Source organism: Acidovorax sp. SUPP950 (assembly GCF_030158935.1).
GTDB lineage: Bacteria > Pseudomonadota > Gammaproteobacteria > Burkholderiales > Burkholderiaceae_C > Paracidovorax.
This window is the reverse complement of sequence record NZ_BQXE01000001.1, coordinates 1,117,460-1,136,643: the sequence shown is the minus strand read 5'-3', so window position 1 is coordinate 1,136,643 and position 19,184 is coordinate 1,117,460. Positions and strand designations below refer to the sequence as shown.

At 69.9% G+C, this 19,184-nt stretch carries 18 protein-coding genes; 15 read left to right on the top strand and 3 right to left on the bottom strand.

Annotation, left to right across the window (positions count from 1 at the left end; all coding sequences use genetic code 11):
- The first annotated feature begins 326 nt into the window (after positions 1–326).
- From pbpC to AVME950_RS05330, 8 genes are all read left to right on the top strand, one after another.
- A complete protein-coding gene (gene pbpC, locus AVME950_RS05365; RefSeq protein WP_284429577.1) occupies positions 327–2,636 on the top strand; it encodes a penicillin-binding protein 1C in 2,310 nt (769 codons plus the stop codon).
- 94 nt (positions 2,637–2,730) lie between these two features.
- Positions 2,731–3,591 (top strand): DMT family transporter, encoded by an 861-nt coding sequence (locus AVME950_RS05360; RefSeq protein WP_284429020.1) that lies wholly within the window; start codon positions 2,731–2,733, stop codon positions 3,589–3,591.
- Positions 3,592–3,770: 179 nt separating this feature from the next.
- Positions 3,771–4,931, top strand: a complete 1,161-nt coding sequence (locus AVME950_RS05355) for an alpha-hydroxy acid oxidase (RefSeq protein ID WP_284429019.1) — start codon at positions 3,771–3,773, stop codon at positions 4,929–4,931.
- 256 nt (positions 4,932–5,187) lie between these two features.
- Positions 5,188–6,021 (top strand): MipA/OmpV family protein, encoded by an 834-nt coding sequence (locus tag AVME950_RS05350; RefSeq protein ID WP_284429018.1) that lies wholly within the window; start codon positions 5,188–5,190, stop codon positions 6,019–6,021.
- 1 nt (position 6,022) lies between these two features.
- Positions 6,023–6,532: a hypothetical protein gene (locus tag AVME950_RS05345; RefSeq protein ID WP_284429017.1), complete on the top strand. Its 510-nt coding sequence runs from the start codon at positions 6,023–6,025 to the stop codon at positions 6,530–6,532.
- A 55-nt stretch (positions 6,533–6,587) separates the two neighbouring features.
- On the top strand, positions 6,588–7,274 hold the full coding sequence (locus AVME950_RS05340; RefSeq protein WP_284429016.1) for a response regulator transcription factor: 687 nt from the start codon (positions 6,588–6,590) through the stop codon (positions 7,272–7,274).
- Entirely contained in the window at positions 7,243–8,649 is a 1,407-nt protein-coding gene (locus AVME950_RS05335; RefSeq protein WP_284429015.1) for a sensor histidine kinase, read from the top strand. The genes AVME950_RS05340 and AVME950_RS05335 overlap by 32 nt, the downstream gene beginning before the upstream one ends.
- Positions 8,650–8,848: 199 nt before the next feature.
- Positions 8,849–9,523 carry an MlaA family lipoprotein gene (locus AVME950_RS05330; protein WP_284429014.1) on the top strand — a complete coding sequence of 225 codons (675 nt, stop codon included), beginning with the start codon at positions 8,849–8,851 and terminating at the stop codon, positions 9,521–9,523.
- A 28-nt stretch (positions 9,524–9,551) separates the two neighbouring features.
- Here the strand turns inward: AVME950_RS05330 and AVME950_RS05325 are convergent, their stop codons facing one another.
- Positions 9,552–9,728, bottom strand: a complete 177-nt coding sequence (locus AVME950_RS05325) for a hypothetical protein (RefSeq protein ID WP_284429013.1) — start codon at positions 9,726–9,728, stop codon at positions 9,552–9,554.
- Between the two features lie 176 nt (positions 9,729–9,904).
- Here AVME950_RS05325 and AVME950_RS05320 point away from each other — a divergent pair, with 176 nt between their 5' ends.
- From AVME950_RS05320 to AVME950_RS05295, 6 genes are all read left to right on the top strand, one after another.
- Positions 9,905–10,480, top strand: coding sequence for an RNA polymerase sigma factor (locus AVME950_RS05320; RefSeq protein WP_272564487.1), 576 nt, complete (start codon positions 9,905–9,907; stop codon positions 10,478–10,480).
- 9 nt (positions 10,481–10,489) lie between these two features.
- On the top strand, positions 10,490–11,308 hold the full coding sequence (locus tag AVME950_RS05315) for an anti-sigma factor (RefSeq protein WP_284429012.1): 819 nt from the start codon (positions 10,490–10,492) through the stop codon (positions 11,306–11,308).
- 106 nt (positions 11,309–11,414) lie between these two features.
- Entirely contained in the window at positions 11,415–12,365 is a 951-nt protein-coding gene (locus AVME950_RS05310; protein ID WP_284429011.1) for a DUF3034 family protein, read from the top strand.
- A gap of 30 nt (positions 12,366–12,395) precedes the next feature.
- Complete coding sequence (locus tag AVME950_RS05305; protein WP_284429010.1) at positions 12,396–12,935, top strand: group I truncated hemoglobin; 540 nt, start codon at positions 12,396–12,398, stop codon at positions 12,933–12,935.
- 262 nt (positions 12,936–13,197) lie between these two features.
- Positions 13,198–15,150: a methyl-accepting chemotaxis protein gene (locus AVME950_RS05300; protein ID WP_284429009.1), complete on the top strand. Its 1,953-nt coding sequence runs from the start codon at positions 13,198–13,200 to the stop codon at positions 15,148–15,150.
- 70 nt (positions 15,151–15,220) lie between these two features.
- Entirely contained in the window at positions 15,221–16,453 is a 1,233-nt protein-coding gene (locus tag AVME950_RS05295) for a DNA polymerase Y family protein (protein ID WP_284429008.1), read from the top strand.
- 61 nt (positions 16,454–16,514) lie between these two features.
- On the opposite strand, the gene AVME950_RS05290 is transcribed toward AVME950_RS05295, so the two are convergent.
- Together AVME950_RS05290 and AVME950_RS05285 are read right to left on the bottom strand one after the other, a co-directional pair.
- Positions 16,515–16,961 (bottom strand): ribosomal maturation YjgA family protein, encoded by a 447-nt coding sequence (locus AVME950_RS05290; protein ID WP_284429007.1) that lies wholly within the window; start codon positions 16,959–16,961, stop codon positions 16,515–16,517.
- Between the two features lie 161 nt (positions 16,962–17,122).
- Positions 17,123–18,013 carry a LysR family transcriptional regulator gene (locus tag AVME950_RS05285; RefSeq protein WP_284429006.1) on the bottom strand — a complete coding sequence of 297 codons (891 nt, stop codon included), beginning with the start codon at positions 18,011–18,013 and terminating at the stop codon, positions 17,123–17,125.
- A gap of 82 nt (positions 18,014–18,095) precedes the next feature.
- On the opposite strand from AVME950_RS05285, the gene argC reads away from it, so the two are divergent.
- A complete protein-coding gene (gene argC / locus AVME950_RS05280; protein WP_284429005.1) occupies positions 18,096–19,016 on the top strand; it encodes an N-acetyl-gamma-glutamyl-phosphate reductase in 921 nt (306 codons plus the stop codon).
- Positions 19,017–19,184: the final 168 nt, after the last annotated feature.

Genomic DNA, 19,184 nt, shown 5'->3' with positions numbered 1-19,184 from the left:
GGTCCGTTCAGGTCCTGCGCGGCGCGCGGCGGCTTCTGCGCGAGAATCGGAAGGGCCCGCCCTGCGTCTGCGATCCGGGGTGTGGCCATCGCCCGGTGCAACGCCGGGTGGAACGGCGTCACGGGAGGAGGCGACAATCCCCGGTCGCCGCCGGCCTGCGGGCTGGCCTCCGCTCTCTTTTTCTCCGACCCATCCTCCTTCTTCCCATGCCCATGGACTTTCTCGCGGTAGTGCGCAGCATCGCCACCTGGCGTCGCAATGGGCGGGGCCGCCGCGAGGCCTCCACCGGTATCGGCACCGCCACCGTCCGCCATGGCGCAGTGGCCGTGGGGCGGGCACTGCTCGCGCTGGGTCTGGCCGGCATCGCCGCCCCGGCCGCCTGGGCCTTGCCCACCTTCAACGAGGTGCGTGCGGACTATCGCCCCTCCGACACGCTGGTGCTCTCGCGCGAGGGCGAGGTGCTGCAGCGCCTGCGCACCGATGCCACCGTGCGGCGCGGCCAGTGGGTGCCGCTGGCCGAGGTGTCGCCCGCGCTGCGCACGGCGCTGCTGCTCAGCGAGGACAAGCGCTTTTACGAGCACAGCGGCGTGGACTGGCGCGCGGTGTCGGCCGCCGCCTGGGGCAACCTGTGGAACCAGCGCACGCGCGGCGCCAGCACGCTCACCATGCAATTGGCCGGCCTGCTCGACGGCGACTGGCGCCAGGGCGCGGGCGGGCGCAGCGTGGTGCAAAAGCTGGGGCAGACCGTGGCCGCCCAGGTGCTGGAGCGGCGCTGGCGCAAGGACCAGGTGCTGGAGGCTTACCTCAACCTGGTGCCGTTTCGCGGCGAGATCGTGGGCATCGACGCGCTCTCGCGCACGCTGTTCGGCAAGGCCGCGCACGGGTTGGACGAGCGTGAGGCCGCGGTGGCCGCCGCGCTGGTGCGTGCCCCCAATGCCCGGCCCGCCCTGGTCGCGCAGCGTGCCTGCGGGGTGCTGCGCGAGATGCAAAAGCCCGTGGTGCCGTCCTGCGATGCGCTGGATCTGTTCACCACCGCCGCGCTGCAGCGCCGGGCCTTCGACGGCGCCGATGGCGTGGCCCCGCACTTCGCGCGCTACCTGCTGCGCCAGCCCGTGGCGGCGCAATCGGTGCCTTCGGACGCCCCGGCCGCGGATGCCGCGCCGGCGCGCCGCGAGCGCGTGGCCTCCACCCTGAGCGCGCCGCTGCAGCGCTTTGCGGTGCAGACCCTGCACCAGCACCTGCGCGAACTGCGGGGCCGCAGCGTGGAGGACGGCGCCGTGGTGGTGCTGGACAACGCCACGGGCGAGGTGCTGGCGTGGGTGGGATCGTCCGGCGCTTTGAGCCAGGCCGGCGAGGTGGACGGCGTGTTGGCCCCGCGCCAGCCGGGCTCCACGCTCAAGCCGTTCCTGTACGCGCAGGCGTTCGCCGAGCAGCGCCTGACGGCGGCGTCCCTCGTCGAGGATTCGAGCGCGCACATCCCGACGGCCAGCGGGCTCTACATTCCGCAGAACTACGACCGCCAGTTCAAGGGCTGGGTGTCCGCGCGCACGGCGCTGGCGGCGTCGCTCAACGTGCCGGCGGTGCGCACGCTGGTCATGGTGTCGCCCGATGCGTTCTTTCGCCAGCTGCGCGCGCTGGGGCTGCCGCTGCGCGAGAGCGGCGACTATTTCGGCTACAGCCTGGCGCTGGGCAGCGCCGAGGTGCCGCTGCTGCACCTGGCCAATGCCTACCGGGCGCTGGCCAACGGCGGGCGCTACGGGCCGGTGGCCGTGACGCCCGTGCAGCAGGGCGCCGGTGCACCGCGCGCGGCCACGCCAGCGGCGCCGGCGATGGACCCGCGCGCCGCCTTTCTGGTGGGCGACATCCTGTCGGACGGCAATGCCCGCGCGCGCACCTTCGGCACCGACAGCGTGCTGGCCACCCGCTTCTGGACCGCCGTGAAGACCGGCACCAGCAAGGATATGCGCGACAACTGGGCGCTGGGCTGGTCGCGCCGCTACACGGTGGGCGTGTGGGTGGGCAACGCGAGCGGCGCGCCCATGCACGACGTGAGCGGCACCAGCGGCGCCGCGCCCGTGTGGGCCGAGATCATGGGCTGGCTGCACCGCGCCGGCGCGGGCGTGCGCAGCCGCCCGCCCGCACCGCCCGAGGGGCTGGTGCAGGCGGCCGTGCGCTTCGGCCCCGAGCCCGGCGGCGCGCGCCTGATCGAAAGCGCGCGGCAGGAGTGGTTCATCGCCGGCACGCAGCAGCCCCTTTTTGCTATCGATAACGTAGCAGAACAGCCAATGAAAACCCTGGCGTCCGGCCCAAATCGCCCCAACCCGGCCGCCAGCGCACCCGAAGACGGCCTGCAGGCGCCGGCGCCGCGCATCCTCTCGCCCGCGCCCGGCACCATCGTGGCGCTGGACCCGGACATTCCGCCCGACCGCCAGCGGCTGCAGTTCGCGGCGACATCGGCGCAGCCCCAGGCGCACGCCGGCCTGCGCTGGCGCATCGACGGCCGGGTGCAGGGCCGGGGCGCGCAGTGGGCGTGGCTCCCGTGGCCCGGGCGGCACCGGGTGGAGCTGCTGGACGGCGGCGGGCAGGTGCTGGACACGATCAGCCTCGAAGTGCGGGGCGCAGGACTCAAGAAATGACACCATGCTTTGCGTTCGGCGCCTGTGCGGCGCTCCCCGGCGGCCGGTGCGCGCGGCGCCGCCGGGCGCCGGCCGCGGCGGACGGGAGGGCGGCATGACCGCCATCGCGCCGCTGCTCTTCGTCGTCATCTGGTCCACGGGCTTCCTGGTGGGGCGGGGCGTGTCGGCGCATGCCGATCCGTTCTGGTTCCTGGCCGTGCGCTTCATCGGCGTGGCCGTGCTCTTCGGCGCGGCGGCCCTGTGGGCGCGCGTGCCGTGGCCGCGCGGGCCGCGCCGCATCGCGCTGCACCTGGTGGCCGGGGCGCTCATGAGCGGCCTGTACGTGGGGCCGAGCTGGTGGGCCATGGCGCAGGGCCTGCCCTCGGGCGTGATGGCGCTGATCGGTGCGCTGCAGCCGCTGTTCACCGCGCTCATCGCCGTCACCTTGCTGGGTGGGCGCCTGCGGGCCGCCACCTGGGCGGGCCTCGCGCTGGGCTTCAGCGGCGTGGCGATGGTGCTGTGGCCGCGGCTGGCGGTCAGTGCCGGGGCGGCCGGGCTGACGCTGCCCGTGCTGCTCGCGGCGGCCGGGAGCATCCTGGCGCTCACGGTGGGATCGATGGTGCAGAAGTCGCCGCTGGCCGCTGGCGACCTGCGCAGTGCCAGCGCGGTGCAGAACGTGGGGGCCGTCATGGTGCTGGTGTTCATGGCGCTGGTCTTTGGCGAGCCGCGCTGGGACGGCTCGCCGCTGCTGTGGGGCTACCTGGCCTATGCCGTGCTGGTGCTGTCCATCGGCGGCGCAACGCTGCTGATCTGGCTCATGCGCCACGGCGAGGCCACGCGCACCGCGGCGCTGGTGCTGGCCGTGCCGCCGCTGTCGGCGTTGCAGGCGTGGTGGATCTTCGGTGAGACGCTCACCGGCCTGCAGGTCGTGGGCTTCGTCGTCGCCATCCTGGGCGTGGCGCTGGCGCGCCGGTAGGCCACCCGGCGGGGCAGGGCCCACGCGTGCGGCCCGTCAAAAAATCTCAGGGGCCGGGGAAAAGTCTTCAGCACCCGTCCGGCGGGGCCGCCGCTACGATGCCCGTGCGCCGCGCTATCCCTTCGCCGTGGAGGGGCGTGGCCTTCCCCATCCCATAAAAACACCCAGGAGCGTTTCCCTTGGCCGACCTGTCCAAAATCACCTGCATCGAAGACTTGCGCGTTGTCGCCAAGCGCCGCGTGCCGCGCATGTTCTACGACTACGCCGATTCGGGCTCCTACACCGAGAGCACCTACCGCGCCAACAGCGAAGACTTCCAGCGCATCAAGCTGCGCCAGCGCGTGGCGGTCAACATGGAAGGCCGCACCACGCGCACGCGGATGGTCGGGCAGGAGACGGCCATGCCCGTGGCGATCGCGCCCACGGGGCTCACGGGCATGCAGCATGCCGACGGCGAGATCCTGGGCGCGCGCGCGGCCAAGGCGTTCGGCGTGCCGTTCACGCTGTCCACCATGAGCATCTGCTCGCTGGAGGACGTGTCCACGCACGCCGGGCCGGGATTCTGGTTCCAGGTGTACGTGATGCGCGACCGCGATTTCATCGAACGCCTGATCGACCGCGCCAAGGCGGCGGGCGTGTCGGCGCTGCAGCTCACGCTGGACCTGCAGATCCTCGGCCAGCGGCACAAGGACATCAAGAACGGCCTGTCCACGCCGCCCAAGCCCACGGTGGCGAACCTGCTCAACCTGGCGACCAAGCCGCGCTGGTGCCTGGGCATGCTGGGCACGCAGCGGCGCAGCTTCGGCAACATCGTGGGCCATGCCAAGGGCGTGGGCGATCTGTCGTCGCTGTCGTCGTGGACGGCCGAGCAGTTCGATCCGCAGCTCAACTGGCGCGACGTGGAGTGGATCAAGAAGCGCTGGGGCGGCAAGCTCATCCTCAAAGGAATTATGGACGCCGAGGACGCCCGCCTGGCCGTCGCCAGCGGTGCCGATGCGCTGATCGTCAGCAACCACGGCGGCCGCCAGTTGGACGGCGCGCCCTCGTCGATCCACGCGCTGCCGGCCATCGTCGAGGAGGTGGGCCAGGAGATCGAGGTGTGGATGGACGGCGGCATCCGCGGCGGGCAGGACGTGTTGAAAGCCTGGGCGCTGGGCGCGCGCGGCACGCTCATCGGCCGCAGCTTCCTGTACGGGCTGGGTGCGTTCGGCGAGGCCGGGGTGACCCGCGCGCTGCAGATCATCCAGAAGGAACTGGACGTGACCATGGCCTTTTGCGGCCACACGGACATCCACCGCGTGGACCGCTCGATCCTGCTGCCGGGCACCTATCCGGTGTGAGGCGCGCGGCGGGCCGCTGCCTGCCGGTAGGGCTCGCCAGGGGCGTTTGGAGCGTAAAAGGGCTCCAGCGCATGTTTTACTAAGGCGTATTGCTATAAAAAATATAGCTGTATGCCCCCTGCGCCGGCGGGCGCTCGCCGGCCTCTCTGGTTTTGTGCCGGCACACCGGCGTTTTCGCGGCGGGCAGGGCGCCCAGTAAGTCGCCGGTAATGCGGGGGCGCCGAACATTGGTTTTTCAGCAACCCTGTTCCCGCCCATGACCCTCGCCCTCACGCCCCTCAAGAAATGCCCTCGCGCCTGCCTGGGCGCCGCCACCGCCACCCTGTGCCTCCTGGCCGCGACGCAAGCCGCCGCGCAGGAGCGGCGCACCGACGCCGCATCCGCCGCCGGTGCGCCGGACACTGCGTCCAGCTGGGGCATCGGCATCGGTGCCTCGGCCGTGCGGCGCCCCTACGCGGGGGCGGAGAGCAAGAACATCGCCGTGCCGCTGCTGTTCTACGAGAGCCGCTGGCTTCGCGTCAGCGGCGCCACGGCCGACGTCAAGCTGCTGCAAAAGGAGTTCGGCCCCCAGAGCAGCATTGGCCTGACGGGGCGCCTCAAGTACGAGGATGGCGGTTACGAGGCCGGCGATTCGCCCCGGCTCGCCGGCATGGCCGACCGCGATGGCAGTGTCTGGGGCGGCGCGGCCGTCACCTGGAACACCGGTTTCGCCCGCGTTTCGGGCGAATGGCTGTCCGACCTGTCCAGCAAAAGCAAGGGCCAGAAACTGCAGCTGCAGGTGGACCGGCGGTTCGGATTCGGCAGCTTCGGGCTGACGCCCCGGGTGCAGGCGCAGTGGCTCGACGAAAAATACGTGGACTACTACTTCGGCGTGCGGCCCAACGAGGCGCAGCCCGGCCGCGCGCAGTACACCGGCAAGGCAGCCACCACGATGGAACTGGGACTGCGGCTGGACTACGCGATCCGGCCCCGGCAGATGGTGTTCCTCGACGTCAGCGCGACGAGCCTGCCCGACGAGATCAAGAACAGTCCCATCGTGGGGCGCTCGAGCATGTCGCGCGCCACCGTCGGCTACATCCACCGGTTCTGAGATGCGTGGCGCTGCGCGCATTCCCGGCGGGCCCGTGCCGGGCGGGCCGGCCTTCGGGCCGGGCAGCGGCCTGCCCTGGGGGCGATCCCCTGGCCGGGCGTGCGCGCCGTGGGGCCGGCGCGGCGGCCCGAAGGGCTTTTCCGAGGAGGTCTTCGACGACTACGTGGCAGACTTTCGCCGCTTCCTGGACGACGCCCTGGCCGCCGAGCCCTGTGGCCCGGCGCGGCATCTGCGGGCCTACCTGCGCGCCATGGGGGCGAGCCTGGCGGCCCTGCGAAGCCACCAGCGCCGGGCGGTGGCCGCCGTGCTCGGCGATCTGCGGTATGCGGCGATCTGGTCGGATTTCGTCGAGGAGATGTGCGCCACGGATTCGGTGGACCTCGCCACGCACAGGGTGTGCCGGTATGCCATCGAAGGCCTGCGGCTCGATCTCGTGCAGGGGCGGGTGTCCGGCGATGGCAGCAGCATCGGGACCCTGGTGGACCGGCTGCTGTCGCTGACGGTCCGCTGATTTTCGGGGCCTGCGCCGCGCGCAGGCCGCCAGGCTTTTTTGGATGGACCCGAGGATGAACCGCATCGCACTGGTAGAAGACCACGAACGGCTGGCCGATCTCATCCGCCAGGCCATGGCGGGGGCCGGCATCGCCGTGGATGCCTTCACCGACATCGAATCGGCCTGGCTCGCACTGCGCGACATTCCCTATGGCGCCTTGGTGATCGACCGGGGGCTGCCGGACGGCGACGGCCTGCAGCTGGTGCGGCGGCTGCGCGCACGCGACCAGGCCGTGCCCTGCCTGATGCTGACGGCCAGGGACGCGCTGCACGACCGGGTCGACGGCCTCGAATCCGGCGCGGACGACTACCTGACCAAGCCGTTTCCCATGGAGGAGCTGATCGCCCGGGTGCGGGCGCTGCTGCGGCGGCCCACCCACCTGAAGGCGCTGGACCCGGTGTACGGCGACCTGCGCCTGGACGCGGGCCGGGGATGCCTGGTGTGCGGCGGGGAAACCGTGGCGCTGCCGCTCACCGAAGTGCAGATCATGCTGTGCCTGCTGCGCAAGGCCGGCCAGGTGGTGCGCAGGTCGGAGCTGGAGGCCGCCGCCTGGGGCATCGCCGAGGCCGTCACGCCGAACGCGCTGGACGTGGCGCTGCACCGGCTGCGACGCAAGCTCGTGGCCGTGGGGTCGAGCGTTCAGATCGCCAACATCAGGACCCATGGATATGCCGTCCGCGAAAAGCCACTGGCCCCGTAGCTTTCGCGGGCGCCTGCTGCTGGTGTACGTGGCCGGCATGCTGCTGAGCGGCGGGCTGGTCATGGCCGTCGTCATGGTGCTGCTCGAACCGCTGGAGCGGTACATGCTGCAGCACAGCGTGATCGAGCGGGCCGAGTCGATCGCCAGGATCATCCGCTTCGACGGCGCCGGCCTGCCCCTGGGACCCGACCGGTCCCACATCGACGAATGGCCCTTCGCCAGCCTGAGCGAAGAGGTGGTGCTGCGCATCGTCGATCCGCACGGCGCGGTGTTCTACACCACCGACGGAAAGACATTTCCGCTGGCGCCCGATGGTGTGGGGTTCGATCCGCAGCGAAAGGGCTTCGCGCTGCAGCGCGATGGCGTGGCGATGCATGCCGCCACGGTGCCCCTGCAGCGGCCCGACCGGCTGTGGTATGTGCAGTTCGCCATCAGCGACCGCATCGTTTTGCTGCTGCAGCACAGCATCGGGTTGCCGGCGCTGCGCAAGGGCATCGTGGCCACCTGCCTCACGTTCCTCGTGATTTTCGTGATCGCCATGCACCTGACGCTGCGCCGGGTGCTCAAGCCGCTGCGCATCGCATCGCTGCAGGCGCAGCGCATCACGCCGCAGTCCCTGGGCGACCGGCTGGCGCTGGGCGATCTGCCCAGCGAACTGGTGCCGCTGGTCGATGCCTTCAACCGGGCGCTGGACCGCGTGCAGCTGGGGTTTCAGACGCAGCAGGAGTTCCTGGCGAATGCCGCGCATGAATTGAAGACCCCGCTGTCGCTGATCCGCGCGCAGGTGGAACTGGGCGGCCACAGCGGTGGCAAGGACGGCGGCAGCGGGCACAGCCGCTACCTGCTCCAGGACATCGACCGCATGGCGCGCCAGGTGCAGCAGCTGCTCCACCTGGCCGAGGCCAGCGAGCAGCGCAACTACCGGATCGAGCGGTGCGACCCGCGCTCCGCGATCCTGGAGGCCAGCGATTTCATGGACCGCGTGGCCGAGCGCAGCCAGGTGCAGATCGCGCTGCTCTTTGACGAGGGCGTGGGGCCCTGGGATGCCGACCGGGGCGCGCTGTTCACCCTACTCAAGAACCTGCTGGAAAACGCCATCCAGCACAGCCCGCCGCACCGCGTGGTGCGGCTGCAGGTGCATGGCCGCGGATTTGTGGTGTCCGACGAAGGACCGGGGGTGGCGCCGGAGCACCTGGGCAAACTCTTCGAGCGCTTTTGGCGGGGTGCGTCCCGGCGCGACGAAGGGGCCGGGCTGGGCCTGTCGATCTGCCAGGAGATCGTCGCCGCCCATGGCTGGACCATCGAAGCGCGCAACGGCGCGGTGGGGCTGGAAGTGCGCGTGACACACGCATCGGCGCCCGGCCCCGGCCAGTAAGGATTCAGCAATGCAGGCGCGGTGACGATGGCGGCCCGTGGGATGCGATGCATTCCATCCCTCAGGTCCCCATCACTCACTTTCAACGGAGGTACGAATGCCCTCTCGCCTGCACCCCGCAGCACCTTGGAACCACCGCATGCCGAATGTCCGGTATGCCCTCTGCGCCTTGGCCATTCTCAGCACCGGATGCGCCTCCTTGGCGCAGCCGGATCCGCTGGAGTCCGTCAATCGCAAGATCTTTTCCTTGAACGAAGGCGTGGACCAGGTCGTCCTGCAGCCGGCCGCCAAGGCCTACAAAACCGTGGTTCCTGAAGTGGCCCAGACGGGCGTGAGCAACTTCTTTTCCAATTGGCAGAACCCGTGGTCGTCGGTCAACCTCATGCTGCAGGGGCGGGTGGGCGAGGGCATGACGACCCTCGCGCGCTTCGGCACCAACACCACGGTGGGCGCCCTCGGCTTCGTGGACGTGGCCAGCGGCTGGGGCATGCCCCACCGCAAGGAGGATTTCGGGCTGACCCTGGACACCTGGGGCGTGGGAACGGGGCCTTATCTGGTGATGCCGCTGTTCGGTCCGTCCAATGCGAGGGACGTGTTCGCGTCGCAGGTGGATGGCCTGGGCAACCCGAAGAACCAGATCTCCAGCGTCTCTGTGAAGAACAGCCTGACTGCCGTCCAGGTGGTCAGCCAGCGCGCCCACCATCTGGGGGCCAGCGAACTGGTGGACCAGGTGGCCCTGGACAAGTATCTGCTGATGCGAGACGCCCATTTGAAAAAGCGCAACCGCGCCGGCCAGGCGAAAGAAGCCTTCACCCAGATGGCGATGGAAGAGTCCAGCGACTCCTGGCAGGGCGGGGCTGCGGCTGACCGCTAGCGAGGCAACCCCTGCGGGCGCCGGGCGATCAGCCGGTCACCGCCTGCACGGCCGCGCCCGCGGCCGGCAGTTCCTGCGCCACCGCGCTCTTGCCGGCGTAGAACGCGCCGGCCGCCAGCAGCAGCGCGCCGGCAGCGAAGGTGGCGCGGCGCTTCATGGAACGCAGGTCGCCGAAGGGAAGGGCCTTGGATCGGTTGTCTCGCATGCTGTCTCCTGGTGGGTCGGGAAAGAGGGCTGCGCGCCGCAGGTGTCCTTCATACGCCGGCCGTGGCCGATCGGATTCAGAGTCCTTGTCCGAAAGAGGGCTTTGTATCCGCCAACCCACACCCACCGTATTCCGCTGCATGGCTGAGACCGCACTTTTTCTCACACAATGCGTGCATGAGCACCTCCCTCACGGACACCCAACTGATGGCCCTCATTGACCAGGTCGCGGGACGCGACGATGCCGCCCTCAAGCGCCTGTACGACCACACGTCGTCGCGCCTGTTCGGCGTGGCCCTGCGCGTGCTGCGCAACCGCGAGTGGGCGGAGGACGTGCTGCAGGAGGCCTACCTCACCATCTGGCGCGTGGCGGGCAGCTATCGCGAAACCCTGAGCCCGCCGATGGCGTGGATGGGCCTGATCGTGCGCAGCCGGGCGCTGGACTTTCTGCGCCGGCGCACGGCCGACCGGGCGCAGCTCACGCAGGAGTTCGATGACGAGCTGGCGCAGACATTGCAGGCGGATCAGCCCTCGCCGGCGGACATCGCGCAGGCCAGCGAACAGGCGACCGCGCTGCACCAATGCCTGGGCCGCCTGGAGCACCGCCACCGCGAAGTGGTCAGCTTGGCGTACCTGCGCGACCTGAGCCACGGCGAGCTGGCCGAGCAGCTGAAGCTGCCGCTGGGCACGGTCAAGACGTGGATCCGCCGGGGCCTGGGTCAGCTGCGCGACTGCCTGTCGCGCTACGCGTGAGGTGCTGCCATGAATCTTTCGCAATCCCCTGAACTGCTGGACCGCCTGGCGGCCGCCTATGCGCTGGGCACGCTGCGCGGCGGTGCGCGGCGCCGCTTCGAGACCCTGGCGCGCGAGCATGCCGGCGTGCGGGCGGCGGCGCTGGTGTGGCAATCGCGCTGGTCCGGCCTGACCGAGCTGCAGGCCGAGCAGGCCCCGCCGCCCGAGGTGTGGCTGCGCATCCACAACCTGGTGCAGGCCGAAAAGGAACGCGAGGCCATGCGGGCGGCGCGGCAAGGGGCCGTGCCAGCGCGGGTCGAGGGCGACGGCCAGCATTCGGGCCCTGGAGGGTGGCTGCGCAGCGTGCGGCTGTGGCGCGGCGCTGCGGCGCTGGGCGCGCTGGCCACGGTGGCTGCCGTGGTCGTCGGGCTGCAGACGCACCAGCGGCTCCAGCAGGACAGCGGGGCGCAGATCGCCCAGCTGCGCCAGCAACTGGCCGCCACGCCGCAGGTGCGCTACGTGGCAGTGCTGGCCGATGCGAAGGCCGCGCCGTCCATGCTCGTCACATTCGATGCGCAAAAGAACGCGCTGGTGCTGCAGCGCGTGGGCGGTTTCCAGGAAGGCAGCGACCATTCGCTGCAGCTGTGGGCGCTGCCACCCGGCAGCGGCCCGCGCTCGCTCGGCGTGCTGGGGCCGCAGGCGCTGCTCACGCTGGCCACGCCGGAGAGCGCGGTGAAGAACGTGCCCACGCTGGCCATCAGCCTGGAGCCGCAGGGCGGCGTGCCGGGCGACAAGGGGCCGACGGGTCCGGTGCTGTTCACGGGCGCGCTGATCGAACGCATGCTGTAGGAGACGGTTTCACATTCTGCTTTGTGGAATGGGGGTTTCGTCGGTCGTCGATTTGGGTAACACTCTGCTACAGCGCAGGTTGGCGCTCCTTTGCGGACGAACCCCCATGCACCCCATTCACTGGATCTCCACGGTGGCCTGCACCACCGGACTTTGCGCACTGCTGGCCGCCGCCGGCACCGCGCGGGCTGAAACCGGCAAGCTGCTGCTGACGGGCGGCGTAAGCAGCATCTCCGGCTCGGCCGGCGGCGGGCTCACCCCCTGGGCGGTGGTGGGCTCGAATGCCACCGAGGGCGAGATCGGCATGAGCGCCTTCACCACCCGCACCCGCACGCGCGATTACGGCCTCACGAGCTACGGCGCGGCGATGGGCTGGAACGAGCGGGTGGAGGTGTCGGTGGCGAAGCAGGATTTCGATGCCGCCCCCGCCGTCGCGCTGAACGGCATCGCGGCATTCGGCGTCGAGCCCGATCTGCACCTCAAAATGGACATCGTCGGGGTCAAGGTCCGCCTGCTCGGCGATGCGGTGCTCGAGGCCGACAGCGCCATGCCGCAGGTGGCGGTGGGCGTGGAGCACAAGCGGCTGCACCCTGCTTCCGCCAGCAGGGTCATCGAGTTCCTGGGGGCCGACACGAGCGGCACCGATGTCTACGTGACCGCCACCAAGCTGCTGCTGGACCGCAATCTGGTGCTGAGCGCCACGCTGCGCTCCACCAACGCCAATCAGAACGGCCTGCTGGGCTTCGGCGGCTCGGCCCCGGGGCGCAGCCGCCGCAGCCTGCAGCCCGAATTTTCCGTGGCCTACCTGCTGCGCCGCGACCTGGCGATCGGCGCCGAATACCGCTTCAAGCCCAACAACCTGCAGGCGATCGGCGCCTCGGCGGGCCTGGGCGCCGCGCTGCGCGAGGACGACTGGCGCGACCTTTTCATCGCCTGGGCGCCCAACAAGCACATGTCGATCACCCTGGCCTACGTCAACCTGGGCCTCATCGTGCCGGGCGTGACGGCCTACCGCCGGCAAAACGGCTTGTACCTGTCGGTGCAGGCCGCGTACTGAACCGCGGGCAACAAGACGAGAGGAGGCCCCATGCCCATCCCTGCCACCCCCCGCTTCGCGGTGCCGCCATGCCGCGCGCCGCGCGCCGCCGCCCTGGCGCTCGCGCTGGCCGCGGCCCTGCCCGCTGCGGCGCAGCAGCCCGCCGCTGTTGCCGCGCCACCCGGGTCCGCTGCGTCCGGTGCGTCCGGTGCGGTGCCGGCCACCGCTGCGCCGGAAGGCCTCTACGACGCGCTGGGCGGCAAGCCCGGCATCGCCCGCATCATGAATGGCCTGGTGGACCGGGCATTCAAGGACGAGCGCATCGGCCCTCTGTTCAAGGAGACCAAGCCCCAGGCGCTCAAGGACAGCCTGACGGACCAGATCTGCGTGCTCTCCGGCGGCCCGTGCCGCTACGAAGGGGCCGACATGAAGTCGGCGCATGCCGATTTGCCCATCCGAAAGCGCGACTTCAACGTCCTGGTGGAGCTGCTTCAGGACGCCATGGACGAACAGGGCGTTGCGTTCGCCCAGCAAAGCCGTTTGCTGGCGCTCCTCGCTCCCATGCACCGGGACATCATCACCGTGCGCTGAAAGCACCAAGGCGGTGCGACCAATCCGGCGCACCGATCTGGTGAAAAGTCAAATTTTTTAGTATCTCTGTGTATCTGTGCGCCCAATTCGCCAAAGGTCGCTGATCGTCCGGCCGAGTCAATAAAATGATGGAATCGCTATATTTGGCCTTGAGTTGGCGAAATAAGGCGTTCTCCTACGGCCCGGCGCTGGATATTTCTATCAAATCCGTGGTGTTTTAATTTTTACAACTGGTGACGTCGATTGCCAGTGAGATGGACCTATGACCCACTGGATCAACAACCTTCGGATTTCGCGCAAGTTCCTGCTCATCGGCGCTCTGGCGTTCTTCATGTTCGCCATTCCCACCACCGTCTTGGTGCATCTCAACTGGGATACCCTGCGCACGGTGGAGCGCGAAAACCTGGGCGTCGCCCCCGCCAAGGAACTGCTCAAGCTGGTGCAGCTCACGCAGCAGCACCGGGGCCTGTCGGCGGCCTTCCTGGGCGGCGATGCCGCCTTGAACACGCCACGCCAGGCCAAGCAGTCCGAGGTCGAAGCCGCGATCGTGCGGGCCCAGGCGGCCGCTGCCGGACTGCAGGATCGGGAGCTGTCCGCCAGGCTGGACGCGCTGGCCGGCGAATGGCGCACCCTGGTTGCCGGCGTCGGGAGCAAATCCGTCACTGGTGCCCAAAGCAATGCCCGCCACGCCGCGCTGGTGGCCGGCGAATTGGGATTGATCGACGATGTGGCCAACAGCTCTGGCATCTCGCTGGATTCGGAGCCTGCCAGCTACTTTCTTCAGCGGGCCGCGCTGAACCATCTGCCGCACCTGACCGAATCCCTGGGCCAGATGCGGGCGCGCGGGGCTTTGGTGCTCGCACGCGGCGACGCATCGCCCGAAGAGCGCGCGCGCATCGAAACCCTGGCCGACCGGGCCCGTCAGCATTACGGCGATGCCCGCAAGACGCTGGAACTGGCCTCGGGCGGCAAACTGCCGCCGCAAGTGGAAGCCGCACGCAAGGCCGCGCTGGCGGCGGCGGAAGAGGGCTTCAAGCTCGCGGACGACAACATCGTGCAGGCGGCCACCTTGTCGATGCCTTCCACGCAGTGGGTGGCGCAGATGACCCGCATCATCGACACCCAGTTCGCGCTCGTGGCGGTGTCGTTCGACGTGCTGAGCGACACGCTGGGCACCCGGATCCAGGCGCTGCGCCGCGACATGCTGCTGATGGTGACCGCCGTGGCCCTGCTGGCCGCGCTGGCGGCCTGGGTGATGTGGATCGTCACCCGCGCCACCACGCGCTCGGTGGCCGTGGCCGTGCAACTGGCCGAGGCCGTGGCGCAGGGTGACCTGAGCACCAGCGTGCGCACCGAGGGCCGCGACGAGATCGCGCGCCTGCTGCAGGCTCTGGCCACCATGAACGACCGTCTGAGCGCGGTGGTGGATTCGGTGCGTGGCAATGCCGAAAGCGTGGCCAATGCCAGCGTACAGATCGCCCAGGGCAATGCCGACCTGAGCCAGCGCACCGAAGAGCAGGCCAGTTCGCTGGAAGAAACCGCCGCGTCGATGGAAGAGCTGGGCTCGACCGTGCAGCACAACGCTGACAGTGCGCAGCAGGCCAACCAGCTGGCACGCAGCGCCTCCGGCGTGGCGGTGCGCGGCGGCGAGGTGGTGGGGCAGGTTGTGCAGACCATGAAGGGCATCAACGACAGCTCGCGCCGCATCGCCGACATCATCAGCGTGATCGACTCCATCGCCTTCCAGACCAACATTCTGGCGCTGAACGCGGCCGTGGAAGCGGCCCGCGCCGGCGAGCAGGGCCGGGGCTTCGCCGTGGTGGCCAGCGAAGTGCGCAGCCTGGCCGGACGCTCGGCCGACGCCGCCAAGGAGATCAAGGCCCTCATCACCGACAGCGTGGAGCGCGTCGAGCGCGGCACCGCCCTGGTGGACGAGGCCGGCACCACGATGAGCGAGATCGTGTCGTCGATCCAGCGCGTGAGCGACATCGTGAGCGAGATCAGCGCTGCCACCGCCGAACAGAGTTCGGGCGTGTCCCAGGTCGGCGAGGCCGTGAGCCAGATGGACCAGGTCACGCAGCAGAATGCAGCGCTGGTGGAGGAAAGCGCCGCCGCGGCCGAAAGCCTCAAGGCACAGGCGCAGCAACTGGTGGACACGGTGGCCGTGTTCCGCCTGGCCGGCCACGGCCAGCCGGGCGCGCCGCGCGTGCGCTGATCGCCCATCGCGCAGGTGCTTGCGGGGGCATCCCGCCGGGCCTGCGCAGCTGGCGGGGAGCGCGTGGACAATGGCGGACGTGACCGCCCCCGAAGAGCCCGCCGCACCCCTGCCACGCCGCATCGCCCACCTGGACATGGACGCGTTCTATGCCTCGGTGGAGTTGCTGCGCTACCCGCAGCTCAAAGGGTTGCCCGCCGTCATCGGTGGTGGCCGGCGGGCGCAGGACGAGGCGCTGGTGGCCGAATACGCCGGCCGCGAGTCGGAGATTCCCGTCGCGGCCTTCCCGCGGCTCAAGGACTATGTGGGGCGGGGCGTCATCACCACCGCCACCTACCCTGCGCGGCAGTTCGGCGTGGGCTCGGCCATGGGGCTCATGAAGGCCGCGCGCCTGTGCCCCCAGGCCATCCTGCTGCCGGTGGACTTTCCTTCGTACCGGCGCTTTTCGCGGATGTTCAAGGAAGTGATCGTGTCCATCGCGCCCGTCATGGAAGACCGCGGCGTGGACGAGGTGTACATCGACTTCACGCACGTGCCGGGCGGCCAGCGCGACGGCGGCCGGTCGCTCGCGCGGCTCATCCAGAAAAGCATCCTCGACGCCACGGGCCTCACCTGCTCAATCGGCGTGGCGCCCAACAAGCTCATCGCCAAGATGGCCAGCGAGTTCAACAAGCCCAACGGGATTTCCATCGTGCACGAGGGCGATCTGGAAAAAGCCATATGGCCGCTGGCGTGCCGCAAGATCAACGGCATCGGCCCCAAGGCCGACGCCAAGCTGCAGTCCCATGGCATCCACACGGTGGGCGAACTGGCCGCGCGCCCGCGCGACTGGCTGGTGCGCCACTTCGGCAAGGCCAGCGGTGCCTGGCTGCACGAGGCCGCCTGGGGCCGCGACGACCGCCCCGTGGTCACCGAAAGCGAGCCCGTTTCCATGAGCCGCGAAACCACCTTCGACCGCGACCTGCACGCCGTGCGCGACCGCGCCGAGCTGGGTCGCATCTTCACCGACCTGTGCGAACGCGTGGCCGGCGACCTGCAGCGCAAGGGCTACGTGGGCAAGACCATCGGCATCAAGCTGCGCTACGACGACTTCAAGATCGCCACGCGCGACCTCACCATCGACCACCCCACGCAGGACGCGGCCACCATTCGCCGGGCGGCCGGGCAGTGCCTCAAGCGCGTGCCGCTGGACAAGCGGCTGCGGCTGCTGGGCGTGCGCGTGGGCAACCTGCTGACCGAGCAGGCCGCGCGCGAGGCGCCGGTGGCCCGCCAGGGGCCGATGACGCCGGGGCTGTTCGACTGAATGAGCCAGGCTTGCGGGCATCCGGACGGGCAGGGGCCTTCGCGCAGGGCCTCCCGGCCGCTCAATCGGGGCGTGCCGCCTGGCTTCCAGTCCTTCGGCGCAGCCAGGCTTGGTAGAGCATGTCGAGCCCCAGGCCGACCGCCACGCCCACGGCATAGGCCACCAGATCCATCGCATTGAACCGCGACCCCAGTACCAGGTGGCCCGGCGTGGTGCTGCGGATCGCGTTGATCCACGGCGCCTGGTACCGCTGCGAGAACTCCACCGCGAACGAAGTCGCCAGCGCCAGCAGGGCCAGCCGGCCCGGGGCCATGCGCGGCCAGAGGCAGGCCCAGCCGAACATCACCATCAGCGCCCACAGCGCATCGCCGGGGTACTTGCCCAGCGCTTCGGGAAACAGCACGCCGGGCCACCGGCGCGAGGCCAGTCCCAGGGCGATGCAGAGGGCGATGCCTGCCACCAGCACGGCGCGATGGCGTGGGGTGGGCGATGTGAGCGAATGGTCCATGAGAAGGCTGGAAAAGCAGGGGGCAGGAAAGCGGGTCGAGGAGGGCTGCTGAAAAGGCGGCGGTGCGCAGTATCCACCGGCCACGCCGTGCTGGCGCCCGGCAGCTGTCCGGTGTTTCGCCCCGTTGCCATCGCCGCCTGGCGAATGGCAGTCGGTGCGGCTCACGCCGCCGGGTCCTTCTCCGGCAGCAACGCCTCCAGCACGAAACGCGTCGGCCCGCTGGCGCCCCGGTCGCTCACCGCGAGGCCGAGCTGTCGCCACAGCGCCGGGCGGAGCGGGCGGATGGCGATGCGCGGGTCGCGCGTGACCTCGTACGACTCCTGCGGCAGCAGCGCCGCTCCGTAGCCGGCGGCGACCAGCGTGCGAATCGCATCGTTGTAGTTGAGCTCGATCCGGGGCCGGCAATGGACGCCTGCTGCCGAGAACCATTCCGCGGTCTGCCGGTACAGGCGGGTGGAGGCGTCGTTCATGATGAGTGGCCGCTCCGCCAGCCATTGCGCAGTCAGCCGCTGCGGCGCCTTCCAGGCCGATGGCAGGAAGGCGACCACCGCCTCGCGCCGCAGGGGCGTGACCTGCACGCCGCGCACGGCCGGCTGCGGCAGCGCCACCACCGCCAGGTCCAGGCTGCCGGCCGCGAGCCGGGCCATGCTTTCGTTGGAGGTCAGCACCTGCACGTTCACATCGACCCCGGGGTGTTGCCGCGCCAGGCGCTCGAGCGCGGGCGGCAGCAGGTGCGCGATGGCACCGGTCGAGGCCCCCACGCGCACCCGGCCCGTCTGGCCGGCGAGCTGGCGTCGAACGTCCTCGACGGCATCGTCCGCGTCTGCCAGCAGCCGGCGCGCCCGCGCGATGAACCGCTCGCCCAGGGCCGTCGGTTGCGCGGGCCCTCGCCCGCGAACGAGCAGCTGGCCGCCCAGGCGCGACTCCAGCTCCGCGATCTGCACGGTCACGGTGGGGGCCGCCAGGTGAAGGGCGCGCGCCGCATTGGCCAGGGAGCCGAGATCGGCAATGGCAACCAGGGTGCGCAAATGGTCCAGGCTCAGTTCTCGCATGTCGGCAGTTTAATTTTTCTTAACTTGGGGTTGCCGATATTTCGCTGGAGCCATCGAGGCGGTCTCCCTACGATCGCGTTCCATGAACCACCAAATCTTCATCGACGGCGACCAGGGCACCACCGGCCTGGACCTGCAGAACCGGCTCCGGGGCTCGGAATTTCGCATCCACACCTTGCCTGCGGGCCTGCGCAAGGACCGGGCCGCGCGAAAGGCGGCGATCAACGATTGCGACATCGCCATCCTGTGCCTGCCCGATGCCGCGGCGCGCGAGGCGGTCGCGATGATCGACAACCCCGGCGTGCGCGTCATCGACGCCAGCTCCGCCCACCGCACCAGCCCTGGCTGGGTGTACGGCCTGCCGGAACTGGATGCGCATCAAGGCGAACGCATCGCCAAGGCGTCGCGGGTCACCAACCCGGGCTGTTACCCCACCGCCGCAGTCGCCCTGCTGCGGCCCTTGACGGATGCGGGCCTGCTGCCCGCCGACTATCCGCTCACCATCCATGCCGTTTCCGGCTATTCCGGCATGGGGCGGGCCGGGGCCGAAGCGCACGAGGCGGGAGTGGGCACGCATTCGCTCACGGTCTACGGCCTGGCCCTGGAGCACAAGCACGTGCCGGAGATCCAGGCCTATGCGGGCCTCACGGAGCCGCCCCTCTTCGTGCCGGCCTATGGCAGCTACCGGCAGGGCATCGTGCTCACCATCGGGTTGCATGTGCGAATGCTGCCCGCGGAGGCTACAGGCGCACGCATCCACGAATGCCTGGCGCAGCGGTACCGCGATGCGGCGCATGTGCACGTGCTGCCGATGCCGTCGGCCGAGCCGATGACCGAACGGGACCCGCAGGTCCACAACGGTTCGAACGACATGGGCCTAGCCGTCTCATGGAACGAGCGCACGGGGCAGATCGTCTTGAGCGCGGTGCTGGACAACCTGGGCAAAGGCGCGGCGGGCGCGGCCGTGCAGAACCTGAGGCTGATGGTGGACGGTCCGAACTAAGTGGAGTCCGAAGCGCCCACGGTCGGTGGGGAAGGGCTGGCACCCCATTCGTTTTCGAACCTCGCGTTGCAGCGCCATTTGGGCGGCGATGGCTGCGGGTCAAAAAACCTTTGGGCGCGGATCGTTCTTATCGGACCGAATTTGCAACAACGCCCCTTGCGGGCGATG